The 12,147-nt window shown below is 33.7% G+C and carries 16 protein-coding genes; 1 reads left to right on the top strand and 15 read right to left on the bottom strand.

All coding sequences use genetic code 11. The features are described from left to right. Window positions 1-34: 34 nt before the first annotated feature. From AC1RPT_RS01325 to AC1RPT_RS01285, 9 genes are all read right to left on the bottom strand, one after another. A complete protein-coding gene (locus AC1RPT_RS01325) occupies window positions 35-628 on the bottom strand; it encodes an NADPH-dependent FMN reductase (RefSeq protein WP_481760928.1) in 594 nt (197 codons plus the stop codon). A gap of 125 nt (window positions 629-753) precedes the next feature. Continuing rightward, complete coding sequence (locus AC1RPT_RS01320) at window positions 754-1,407, bottom strand: amino acid ABC transporter permease (protein ID WP_409021664.1); 654 nt, start codon at window positions 1,405-1,407, stop codon at window positions 754-756. Window positions 1,408-1,424: 17 nt separating this feature from the next. Beyond that, window positions 1,425-2,063: an amino acid ABC transporter permease gene (locus AC1RPT_RS01315; protein WP_481760929.1), complete on the bottom strand. Its 639-nt coding sequence runs from the start codon at window positions 2,061-2,063 to the stop codon at window positions 1,425-1,427. Beyond that, on the bottom strand, window positions 2,060-2,887 hold the full coding sequence (locus AC1RPT_RS01310) for a glutamate ABC transporter substrate-binding protein (RefSeq protein ID WP_481760930.1): 828 nt from the start codon (window positions 2,885-2,887) through the stop codon (window positions 2,060-2,062). The genes AC1RPT_RS01315 and AC1RPT_RS01310 overlap by 4 nt, the downstream gene beginning before the upstream one ends. A gap of 33 nt (window positions 2,888-2,920) precedes the next feature. After that, window positions 2,921-3,658: an amino acid ABC transporter ATP-binding protein gene (locus AC1RPT_RS01305; protein ID WP_409021667.1), complete on the bottom strand. Its 738-nt coding sequence runs from the start codon at window positions 3,656-3,658 to the stop codon at window positions 2,921-2,923. Window positions 3,659-3,809: 151 nt separating this feature from the next. Continuing rightward, window positions 3,810-4,622 carry a DUF6681 family protein gene (locus AC1RPT_RS01300; protein ID WP_481760931.1) on the bottom strand — a complete coding sequence of 271 codons (813 nt, stop codon included), beginning with the start codon at window positions 4,620-4,622 and terminating at the stop codon, window positions 3,810-3,812. 18 nt (window positions 4,623-4,640) lie between these two features. After that, entirely contained in the window at window positions 4,641-5,135 is a 495-nt protein-coding gene (locus tag AC1RPT_RS01295) for a hypothetical protein (protein WP_481760932.1), read from the bottom strand. A 69-nt stretch (window positions 5,136-5,204) separates the two neighbouring features. Next, on the bottom strand, window positions 5,205-5,645 hold the full coding sequence (locus AC1RPT_RS01290; protein ID WP_409021670.1) for a Fur family transcriptional regulator: 441 nt from the start codon (window positions 5,643-5,645) through the stop codon (window positions 5,205-5,207). A gap of 78 nt (window positions 5,646-5,723) precedes the next feature. Continuing rightward, a complete protein-coding gene (locus tag AC1RPT_RS01285) occupies window positions 5,724-6,278 on the bottom strand; it encodes a guanylate kinase (protein WP_481760933.1) in 555 nt (184 codons plus the stop codon). A gap of 174 nt (window positions 6,279-6,452) precedes the next feature. Between AC1RPT_RS01285 and AC1RPT_RS01280 the strand changes: the two genes are divergently transcribed. Beyond that, the gene (locus AC1RPT_RS01280; protein ID WP_409021673.1) at window positions 6,453-6,632 is read left to right on the top strand and encodes a hypothetical protein; all 180 of its coding nucleotides are present in this window, start codon (window positions 6,453-6,455) and stop codon (window positions 6,630-6,632) included. A 49-nt stretch (window positions 6,633-6,681) separates the two neighbouring features. Here the strand turns inward: AC1RPT_RS01280 and AC1RPT_RS01275 are convergent, their stop codons facing one another. The 6 genes from AC1RPT_RS01275 to AC1RPT_RS01250 form a co-directional block, all read right to left on the bottom strand. Further along, window positions 6,682-7,224 carry an ECF transporter S component gene (locus AC1RPT_RS01275; protein ID WP_481760934.1) on the bottom strand — a complete coding sequence of 181 codons (543 nt, stop codon included), beginning with the start codon at window positions 7,222-7,224 and terminating at the stop codon, window positions 6,682-6,684. Window position 7,225: 1 nt separating this feature from the next. Beyond that, entirely contained in the window at window positions 7,226-8,065 is an 840-nt protein-coding gene (locus AC1RPT_RS01270) for a pyridoxamine kinase (protein WP_481760935.1), read from the bottom strand. A gap of 133 nt (window positions 8,066-8,198) precedes the next feature. Continuing rightward, the gene (locus AC1RPT_RS01265; RefSeq protein WP_481760936.1) at window positions 8,199-9,374 is read right to left on the bottom strand and encodes a cation:proton antiporter; all 1,176 of its coding nucleotides are present in this window, start codon (window positions 9,372-9,374) and stop codon (window positions 8,199-8,201) included. A 108-nt stretch (window positions 9,375-9,482) separates the two neighbouring features. Beyond that, window positions 9,483-10,154, bottom strand: coding sequence for an MIP/aquaporin family protein (locus AC1RPT_RS01260; protein WP_481760937.1), 672 nt, complete (start codon window positions 10,152-10,154; stop codon window positions 9,483-9,485). A 60-nt stretch (window positions 10,155-10,214) separates the two neighbouring features. Beyond that, entirely contained in the window at window positions 10,215-10,967 is a 753-nt protein-coding gene (locus AC1RPT_RS01255; RefSeq protein WP_481760938.1) for a YibE/F family protein, read from the bottom strand. Next, entirely contained in the window at window positions 10,964-12,067 is a 1,104-nt protein-coding gene (locus tag AC1RPT_RS01250; RefSeq protein WP_481760939.1) for a YibE/F family protein, read from the bottom strand. Before AC1RPT_RS01250 ends, AC1RPT_RS01255 begins: the two co-directional genes overlap by 4 nt. Window positions 12,068-12,147: the final 80 nt, after the last annotated feature.

Genomic DNA, 12,147 nt, shown 5'->3' with positions numbered 1-12,147 from the left:
GCTATTGTCATTACACATTTTTATTTTTAATTCATCATTTTCCGGGAAAAGGATTATTCACAAAAAGTTGTGTATAAAATTTAATTTCTTGCAAAGTCTGAGCAATTTTATTTTTTGTATAATCTGTTAACTTAGCATCGTTATTTAGTTGTCCATCTTCATTAAATGTTTGATCAACTATTCCCAATAATGTTGGCGTAGGCAACGTGATAAATCCTAATCGATTCAAAATAGGTACTAATTCAGCTGTTGCAAATTGTGCACCGCGCATGTTATCTGAGTAGCCCACAATCTTAACTGGTTTACGTTGCCCTTCAAAAGCCAAATAATCGATTGCATTTTTCAAAACGGCTGGAATAGCATGATTATATTCAGGCGTTAAGATAATAAAGCCATCTGCCGCAGCTACATCCGCTATCCATCGTGCTTCATTTTCAGGTAGTTGTCGATTTTCATTTTGCATAGGTGCCAATTTTTCGTGGAAGAAGGTTAACTGATAGTCACTTAATTTTAGAAATGAAAATTCAACATTATCCTGATTTTTTGCTACTCCTTCAATATACTTAATGACCCTTTTACCAATAGAATTCTCTCTTGAACTCCCTAGAATAACAGCAATTTTCACCATGACATCATCTTCTTTCTAATTTATTTTTCAATCAAACAAACCGTCATTTTATGCCGATTCTACTAACTAATAAAAATGGTTGCTAAAATCTATATAGATTTCAACAACCATTTTTATTTTATTGTCTACGCTAAGCGTCTTTCTAAGTATCTTGAAACCAATGATAGTGCATAACAAACGACGAAGTACATCACTGCTAAAGCGACGAACATTGGAATAACATAATTAGTATTTTGACCGTATACTAATTGTGCATGATACAGTAACTCTGGTAAAACAATGATAGTAGCCAATGACGTATCTTTAATTAATGAGATAAATTGACTAACCAATGGTGGAATCATTTTCTTTAAAGCTTGTGGTAAGACAATCACACGCAGACCTTGCCAATAAGTTAGACCATTTGCGCGAGCACCTTCCATTTGTCCGGGTTCAACAGCTTGAATACCACTTCGAATGATTTCAGCTAACATTGCTGATTCGAAAACGGTCATCGCTAACGTTGCTGACCAGAAAATTGATAACCGAATACCAACATTTGCTAAGCCAAAATAAACGAAAAATAAGATTAAAAGTAATGGTAAATTTCGAATTAAATCAATTATAAAACCAACTATAGCAGATAAACGTTTTACTTTAATATATCGTGTTAGGCCTAGAATAGCGCCAATTATAAAACTGAAAATAATTGAAATAACTGAAACTTCGATTGTTACTAATAATCCTTGTAGTAAGTAGCGAATATTTTCCCAACTATATGCTGCAATAAAATCTGACATATTTTTCTAGACCCCCTTTAACTTAATTTCTTTTCTAAATGTCTCATGTAATAACTTAATGGCATCGTGATAATTAAATATAACACCCCAACGATAATGTACGTGTTGATTGTATCAAATGTTGTTGATGCGATAATATCACCTTGGTACATTAAATCAAATCCAGCAACGAAGGCTAAAACTGAAGAGTTTTTTACCAAATTAATGAACTGATTACCCAAAGGTGGAATCACATATTTAAATGCCTGGGGTAAAATAATATGAAACATCGATTGCATGAATGTTAACCCGTTTGAGCGAGCACCTTCCATTTGTCCAGGATCAACAGCTCTAATCCCAGCACGAACTGTTTCTGCAATAAAGGCAGATGTGTAAATCGTTAGTCCGATTGTTCCAGCTGTAAATCCGTTGATATTCGTAACGTACATAGGTACCACAACGTAGAAAAACATTGCAACAACCAATAACGGAATATTTCTAAATATTTCAATATAGATACGTGCAATAATTTTTAAAATTCGATATGGCATTTCTTCCAAAATTGCAAAGAACGAACCTATAATTAAACTAAAAAATAATGCGAGTACACTTGAACACAATGTATAGCCAAGTCCTGTTAATAAGGCTTGCCAATGTTCTGTAAAAATCGTAATCATTGTTGACTCGCCTCCTTCACACTAAATCCTGGAATATCGCCAAACCATTTGTTTAATAATTTTTCATACGAGCCATCGGCACGCATTTCAGCTAAAGCCTTATTAACTTCATTCTTAAATTCACCTTGGCCTTTATCAATCGCAATTCCGTAAGGTTCATGCGTAAAAGTACCACCAACAACAGCAAAATCAGAATTCTCTTTAACCATCCCATATAAAATACCATTATCAGTTGTTAAAGCATCACCTTGACCAGATTTTAGTGCGGTTAATGCTTGCGCATAATCATCTAGTTCCAGCACTTCTGCTTTAGGTGCATACTTCTTCATGTTAATAACTGAAGTTGAACCCTTAACACCTAAAACAACCATACCGTCTTTATTCAAATCTTTTACGGATTTAATTGAGCTTGTTCTTTTAACTAAAATAGCTTGTCCGGCAGCAAAATAAGAGTTAGAAAAATCAACTTGTTTTTCACGATCTTTAGAAATGGACATCGTCGCAATAATTGCATCAATATTTCCATTTTTCAAAAGTGGAATTCTTGTTTTACTTGTTACCTGAACAAAATTAGCTTTACCATCTTTACCTAAGATTTTTTTTGTCACTGCCTTAGCAATATCAATATCAAATCCTTGGATTTCACCGGTTTTGATGTTCATTAAACCAAATAACTTCGTATCTGCTTTAACACCCCAGTTAATTGTTTTTGTTTCTTTAGCTGTTGTTGCAATGTTGGCTTTACTTTGCGCTCCACAGCCTGCAATAACTAATACCATAGCTATACTCATAAACAATAAGCTAATTTTTCTTAATTGTTTCATATTTTAATCCCCACTCTCACAGTCTTGAGCTCCTTAATGTTTAATAATTTTACTCAAGAATTTTTTTGCACGTTCTTCTTTTGGATTGTCGAAAAATTCTACTGTTGTATCATCCTCAAGAATTTGACCATCAGCCATGAAAATAACACGATCGGCTACTTCACGAGCAAAGCCCATTTCATGAGTTACAACAATCATTGTGATCCCATCATTTTTAGCGATATCTTTCATAACTTTTAAAACATCGTCAATTGTTTCAGGATCTAATGCAGAAGTTGGTTCATCAAATAATAGCGCCTTAGGTTTCATAGCTAGACTACGGGCAATGGCAATTCTTTGCGATTGTCCACCTGATAACATTCTAGGATATGATTGTGCTTTATCATCAAGTCCAACTGTTTTTAATAAATCCATTGCGATTTTTTTATTTTCAGCTTCATCCCGTTTTAAAACTAAACGTGGTGCAAGCATAATATTTTCTAAAACAGTTTTGTTTTCGTACAAGTTAAAATGTTGAAATACCATCCCAACATTTTTTCTGATTTTATCAATATTCGTTTTCTTATCTGCTAAATCAAAATTATCAACTAATAGTTGCCCCTCGTTAACTTGCTCTAAACCATTGATAGTTCTGATTAATGTACTTTTTCCAGAACCAGATGGCCCGATAATAACGACGACTTCGCCTGCTTCAACTTTTAAATTGATATTCTTCAATGCGTGAAATTTATCGTAATATTTCTCCACATTTTTAAATTCGATCATTGCCATACTCTCAATCCCCTTCTCTTAACTCTTTTATTCTTTTTTGTGATACTTTAATTATACTACCAAATGGATGTTTAATTGCAGTCTTTTTTAAATGTACCATATAATCACAAAAAAAGTGATAGCAATGTAGTTATTTGCTATCACTTTTTTACTAATTTTCTTTTTCTTTATAGGCAATTTGAACTTTAACGTGAAATTTATGTGATTCTTCAATAACTGATGATCGACCAGCAACCTTCTGATTACCACCATAAATAGTTGCTGTTGCTAAGTAAATATCATATTGTTCTTTAGCCGTTTCAATATCAGATAAACCAACATGGGTTAGGCGACCAATCAATTGTTTATCAATCTGATTCATTCCAGCGTAAACATTCATTTTTTCGTCTTCTATTTTTAATTCAAAAAATGGAAAAGCAACGGGCTGTGCTAACTCTGACACTGGTTTTCCTGTTTTCTGAATTTCTTTTATAATAGCATCATCTGACAATCCATCATAATCAAAATCTGAATACTTAACTTGCTTCATTTGATCAGCAATTTTTTGAATACTTACTTTTTCGTTTCTATTTGTCCTAAGTGTCGCTGGCATCAGCATTTTAGAATCAAATAGGCCATTCGTTTGAACATAACCTGGTTGCATTCGGCGACGTTTATCTCCTTCAATTTCTTCCTTAGGCGGTCCGCCCAACAATTTTTCAATTTTCGGTGAAGGATCAAATTTAGTTGTTTTATTTGTAAAATAATGAATAACATTTAAAACAATAAAATATAATAAAACAAAAAAAGCAAGAATAAACAAACTACCTCTAACATAATAACCATTTATGAAATATCGTGATGCGATATACAATAAATACCAATTACCAAGAAAGCCTAAAACAGTATAAATTCTATTTTTTAATTTTAAATTAACATTAATAAACCCTAAATAATGGTTTGCTAAATCTAGTAAACTAAACATTTATTTACCTCCTAATCCTTAGTCTGTATTTGTCGTTTCTGCACTGGCTTTGGCTTTGTCAGTCGTTACCGTTTTAGTATTCTTCACGCTACTACTTGTGCTTGTTGCCGAGCTAGCTTTATCCGCATTTGTATCAGTATCTGTACTTGTATCAGTTGTGTCATCGGTACTTGTTTCCGCGCTCTTATCATCCGTTGTATTATCGGCACTTGTACTTGCTGATTTGTTTGATGTTTCATCGGCAGCACTTGAACTACTAGACTCATCTTTTGAACTTTCTGATGAAGAGGACGAATCAGAAGAACTCGTCTCAGAAGATGAACTTACTTCTTTGGAACTCGAATTATCGTCTACTTTAGGTTTAGTTTCCGACGGTGATGAAGCTACTGAAGAAACTGTTGCTCCTTCGTTTGTATTCGTTGTTTTGTTAACAACAACGTTAGTTGCGCCCAATGCAAGTACGATAGAAACAATTGCAAAAGGTGTTATAAATGGTGGCGTTCTATATGCCATTAACTCTCACTCCAATTTTGTACTTTTTCCATTAAACCATTTGTTATTGAAGTTTATTCGAAGATAAACTTAATTTTTCGATAATTTTTTTTGGCATTCATCACAAATCCCATGTAATTCAAATTTATGTTCTTCTATTTTGTAACCTGGTAACTGTTTTACAAAATAATCTAGCGGACAGCTATCAAGTTCAACCACCTTACTACAAGAAGTACAAATAAAATGATGGTGATGTTTGTGACTAAAATCACATTGATATTTTACACAGGCTCGTTCACCATTCATCCGTTGCTCAACAAGACCCATTTCTTTAAATTCTTTGATATTTCGATAAATTGTATTATGACTCATCCCTGGATATTTATTTCTCATATAGTCATCCACAACTGTAACGTCAACATAAGCTTCCTCATACTGACTTAAATACGTTAATAAACTTTTTCTTTGTTTCGTAATTTTATATTTATTTTCTTTTAGTATATGCAATGCATCATCAATTAATTCAGTCAAAAGGCTTATCTCCATTTCTAAATAATAATGGTTACTCTTTAAGAAGAATACCATATCAACTAAAAAAAGCAATCACTCTTAACCTAATGATTGAATTAACTGATCAATCTGTTTCTTTGCGTCAACTAAATCGTCATTAATAATGACATGTGCTATACCTTCAAGATCTGCTGGAAGTTTCATGTCTCGTTTTGCTTCACCAGAATCTAAGCGTAAACTTCGATTTCGAATCGTATCTCCCCGTTTAATTAACCGATCTTGTAATATCTGATTATCCGATACAGACAAATATAAGACAACTGTTTCTTTTGGTAATTCTTTTGAATACGTGATGGCACCTGCCGTATCGAGTACAATTGTCGCATTTTTTGCCTCTGACCAAGCAGCATCTATCGCTTCTCTTGATGAACCATAGTAATGGCGATCATACTCAACATGTTCTAAATAATGAAAATTAAAAAAAGTTTCATCGGATTCAAAATAATAATCGCGACCATTTTTTTCATTAACTCTTGGTTGCCTAGTTGTGTGAGTAATCACCTTTTTGGCATCAAATTGCTTGGTTAGATAGTCTCTAATCGTCGTTTTACCTGTTCCCGGAGCACCCGTGATCACGAATATTCGTTTTTGCATTAAATCATCCCTTTATCGTTTTTAGACTTCTTCATATTATTTAAAAAATTTTTGGTTAATATAAAACAAATGACTTGCATTCATTTTATGTACGTACTATACTAAGCTTCTACTAAAGAAAGTAGAATGCGCTTTCATGGTAGTAAGATATAGAAATACGGAGGATACACACTTATGAAATTTGGAACATTTAGTAAAAACTGGTATACGATTTCTTTAGACACTGAAAAACAAATCTTTATTGCTAGTTCAAAAAATAATCCAGCCATTTCAGGTTCTGGGGTAACAATCGAAACAGCCGTTTCCAACTTATCAACAGAAATGAAATATGTTCAATCTGGACAATTTGTATAGAGGGTAAATGTGAGCTCACGCACATCAACCCTTTTTTATTTGGACTTTTTTACCGATTAAACCTTACCATCAATCGCTTAATGGGTACGTATAATAAACTAACAATGATAATTGTCGAGATTGAATTAACAACAGTTGCAGGTAAACTTAAAAACGCCTGAACAGCGGCGACATTAAAACTAACACCTTTAATCATTGCTTCACCAATCGAAACTAAATATGATGTTCCTATTTTACCAATTCCTGCCGTTGCAGCAATAATGATAATCCAATATTTACCATGATAATTTTTTAATCCTTTCGTAACAACCGTAATTAGTAATGCAATAACCACTACTTCTAGTACAGTAAAATATGACGTATCTGCATAACCATTCAAAATATCAAATAATCCCAGACCAATCGCTCCTGCAATTGTGCCATAACTAAACCCTAAAAAAATCACGGCCAATGCTGCTAGTGAATTACCGAAATGAATAAATGGTTTTCCCACCATAGCTGGGATTGGTATTCTAAAAACTGAGATACCTATATAAATAATTGCCGCAAATAATCCCGCTAAAATAATGCTTCTTAATCTTTCATTTCTCATTTTATTTTTCCATTCTATCGTTAATATCGGGTAAAATACTCATAAAATTAACCCCTAACCTTTGATCAAGTCCTTCATTATCAGAATTACTCATCGCTTTCCATGTTACTTCTACTGCAAATTCCAATGCTTCCCTTAGTGAATGACCATTCATTAACTCACCCACTACGCAGCTTGCTAGCAAGTCTCCTGTCCCAAAATAATGATTCTCACGTTGTTCTTTTAATACCCAACCTGATTCGCCTTCTTTTGTTAGAAAAACAACACCAATTTGATTTTTCTGGTTTGTAACTCCTGTAATTATAACCGCTTTTAAATTTAATTTCTTTAATAAACGTGTTAGTAACTTTTTAATTTCTGCCTCGCTAGGATTTTCCTGATAATTACAGTCTGCCAATAAGTAAGCCTCTGTTAAATTGGGTAAAATTAAATCTGCTTGCGTTAAACATAACATGCTTAATTCTTCTACATAGTCGTTTGTCAGTCCTGAATATAACGTGCCGTGATCAGCCATAACTGGATCAATAACGGTGAGTGCTTTATCATCAGATAACCTATCTAGTAGAATCCCCATCATTTTAATACTTTCTGCCGTCCCTAGATAGCCCAAATATGCGCCCGTAAATTGAACTGGAATAGTTGCCCAGTGTTCTTCAAAAGCTTTTATAAATGGTGAGATGTCTACCTTCATTGGTACTCCAAATCCACCTGTATGACTACTTAATAACATTGTTGGCAATATTGTCGTCCGTTGTTGATAACTAGCTAAAACAGGAACCGCAATCCCTAATGAAACACCACCAACACTAGATAAATCTTGTGCAATCAATAATTGTTTCATTATTCCACCTTCTTCATTTGAAGTTATTTAATTCATTATAAAATGAATACGCCAGAATAGCGATATTTAGTAACCATTTAAAAATAAAAAACTGTTGAAAAATTAGCACTAGGCTAGTTCCTCAACAGTTCAACTATTTCTTCAATTCAATTTTATTTTGTCGACCAATCGCATGTTTTAACATAAACGGTGCTACGATAGTTGAAATAATAATTACCATGATAACTGCCGAATAGTATTCCGTCGACAACAAGTGTGCGGTATACCCAATTTGGACAATAATCAAAGCCATTTCGCCACGAGAAATCATCCCCGCACCGATTACATATGCACTATTTAAATCAAATCCAAGTAACCTAGCACCTAATCCACCACCTAGTAATTTTGTGAGGACGGCCAAAATCGTTAAAATAACGATAAACCAAATATTTTTCATAAATCCATCAAATGACATGCTTAATCCAATACTCGTGAAAAACATTGGAATAAAGACTGCATAACCAATTGGTTCAATATTGGCATCAATTTCTTTTTTATACGGTGTTTGTGCCACTGCAATTCCTGCAAAAAAGGCACCAACAACAGCACTTAACCCCACTAAGTCAGCTAAGTAGGCCATACCTAGACAGATAACCAGTGACATAATCGTAATCGATGAGCCAACTAATAATCGTTCACTTAATCTCATCAAGAAAGGCGCCACCCACTTGAATAGGATTAAAATACCAATGAAGTAAACAAATTCTAATAAGAAGCCAATCCAAATGTTAGCTTGTGCGCTATCACCGGTACTTGTAATATTACCAAATACACTAACTAATACACTTAAAATAACAACAGCTAAGATATCATCCACAACGGCCGCACCTAGGATTGTTGCACCTTCTTTTGAATCTAATCGTTTTAATTCTTTCAAGACTTCGACGGAAATACTAACTGACGTTGCCGCAAAGATAACACCTAAAAATAAAGCCGATTCAAATCCAAAATTATAAATTCGACCAAAGTAATAGACAACTAAGATAGGGAAGACAACACCTAAAGTCGCAACTGATAAGGCCGGTTTTAAATACTTTTTAAGTAGATCTAAATCACTTTCTAATCCCGCCATAAACATTAAAATAATCACACCAATTTCTGCGAACATCGCAAATAAATGATCTGAATGGACCCAATTCAACATTGCTGGTCCAAGTAAAACACCAACTAATAATTGCCCGATAACACTAGGAACACCAATTCGTGTGCTGACATGACCCGCAATTGATGTTGCCACTAATACTAAACAAATCGTTCCTAAAAATGCCATTATTTCTCCTCTCACTTGTCACTATCTATATTAACCATAACATACATTAAAAATAAAAAGCAGCAAATTCCCTCTCGGAATTCACTGCTTATGATTCACTTAATTAAATTAAGCTTCTTCACTGTTAAAAATATATTTTGCTGCGAATGCTGCAATAGCACCACCAACTAATGGTGCAAGAATAAATACCCAAAGTTGTGAAAGTGCATCGCCACCGGCATAAAGTGCAGGTCCAATACTACGAGCAGGGTTAACTGAAACCCCTGTAAGTGGTAAACCAACAAAGATAAGTACTGTTAATGTTAAACCAATCACAAAGCCAGCAATATTACTGTTACCAAATTTTTCACTCGTAACCATCAAAATAATAAAGATGAATAAGAATGCGAATAAGGCTTCAACGAAAAATGCCATACCACCAGGAATTGTTGCATAACTATTTGAACCAAAACCATCAGCAACTTTTGATGTATCTGTCATTGATGAAATAATCATCTTAACCACGCTAGATGCTACAATCGCACCTAAGATTTGACTAACCCAGTAAGCAACCATATCAGTCAATGACATGCGCTTGTTGATGTACATTGCTAATGAAACAGCAGGATTGATGTGTGCACCTGAAACAGGTCCAATAGCATAAACCATCAATGTAATAGCTAAACCAAATGCAAGTGCAATAACAAGTGGGCTACCGTTACCTAACGTAACTGCCCCTGTACCAAATAATACCAAGAAAAATGTGCCGATAAATTCAGCAATATAATTTTTATAATTCAATTTTAAATCCCCCTATATTAGTATCTCTTAATTATACACATAACCATAAACTCATTTCAATTATTTTTTTATTTTTAATTTTTGAATTAAAACCCATGCTGTAATTGGAACCGCTAGAATAACACCTATAATAGAAAATAAAATCATTATTAATTCTGCAACAAAAATTTTATCATTTATAATATCTGCGAATGTAGCATGCGTCTGTACTAATAAAATAAATAGCGCTAAAAAGCCACCAAAGAAACCAAAAAATAGTGTATTAAACGTTGTTCCAATAATATGTTTACCAATACTAATACCAGCTGCGTATAACTTTTTTAAATCAATTGTTGGTGTTTGTTCAATAATCTCATTTAAGCCAGCCGAAATTGCAATCGCACCTTCAGCAATTGCGCCTAAAGTACTAAAAATAGCTGTTGAAATCGCTATTTGCATAAAATTAGCGCCTACTAATAACGAAAATGCTTCTATTTCTTCACTATCTTCTGCACCAAAACCTTGAACTGCAGCAAAATGTTCAACTGGAATAATCAAAAGAACGAGAATAACCAGAACAATTAACGAAGCATAAAAAGCAGTTTCAGTAACTTGCACATTATCATCACCAAGAAAAATCGTAATAGCTAAAATAATAATGCCATTAATTAGGGTCACTGCTACCGGCGGAAATCCTCCCGTAATTAAAATAATCGTAAAAAATAACATGATAAAATTAAAAAATAAGCTTAAAAATGAACGAACACCATTCATTCCTCCAACAATGACCATTAAGACAAATAAAATGGCACTTAACCAACCAATTGTAATCATAATGTGTCATCCCCTTTGATTAATCGACTTGCAAAAAAACTTGCGACAGGTATCGCAATGACAATCCCAATACCGCTGATTAATGTTTGGACAACTCCTAAAGCCATGGTCCATGAAAAAGTATAGCCAATTGTATTGGTCGTTCTAAAGTACAAAACGGCAAGTGGGAAAATGTCAGCAATAAAAATTAAGAATAAGACGTTAATTAATGGTCCCATAATCGATTGTCCAACCTCACGTCCAGATTTAAAAAGTTCTTTCGATGAAATAGTTGGTTGTTCTTTTTTTAATTGAAATAGTGTTGCAACGATATCTGTCGATTCATCCATGACAGCCCCTAGAGAACCTAGTAGTGTGGCAGCAAGGAATAGTTCCTTTGGCGCTTGCGTTGCATAAGATAGAGCTTCGTAATGCATCCCTTGATCATTTGTCAGTTTTAAAATAATGACACTAATGATTAACGATAAACTAGTTCCCGTCAAAGTTGCCAATAACGTGACCAGCATCTGTCGATTAAAGCCAATTACCAAACTCAAGGTCAGTACTGCAAATATTAGAGCAATACCTGCGAAAATCCAAAAGAAGTTCGTAATATTAACGAATATTTCAAATTTAATGGCTAAAAAGAAAATAATCATATTTAAGACGATACTTAATACAGCAATCATGCCACTAAACTGCATAAATCCTACCAGCATACTAACGGCAATCCAAATTAATATGGCCACGACGACATCTCGTTTGAACCCATCAATAATACCAGTTAATCCACTTTTATGAGGATTAATCGTTACAAATACTTGATCATTTTTCTGGTATTTTTGATCATTTGCGCGAGATGAAGAATATGTATTTGGTAGTCTTATTTTTTGCCCTTTATACTTACCATTCATCACAGTTCCAAATAATTTTTGTTTAGTCTGTGTATCTTTATTTTCAAATTCATCTGTTACTTTTTCAGTTTTTTCATCCTTAACCTGTGTTATTTTAACAATCGTATCTGAATACAGTGCTTGATCAAATTTAACACCTATTACGAGTATGCCACCGATAATAATCGTTAGAATTAAAATAATGTTCTTCTGAAGTAACTTTTTCATGGGTTCACACCTCATTTATTATTAATACACTTCCACCAGTTTAACATTTTACAACAAAAAAAGTCCGACCAAAGGCCAGA

This window comes from Dellaglioa sp. CoH-56-MRSF-11 (assembly GCF_056782135.1).
The sequence above is the reverse complement of the archived record's forward strand: the minus strand, read 5'-3'. Positions and strand labels throughout refer to the sequence as shown.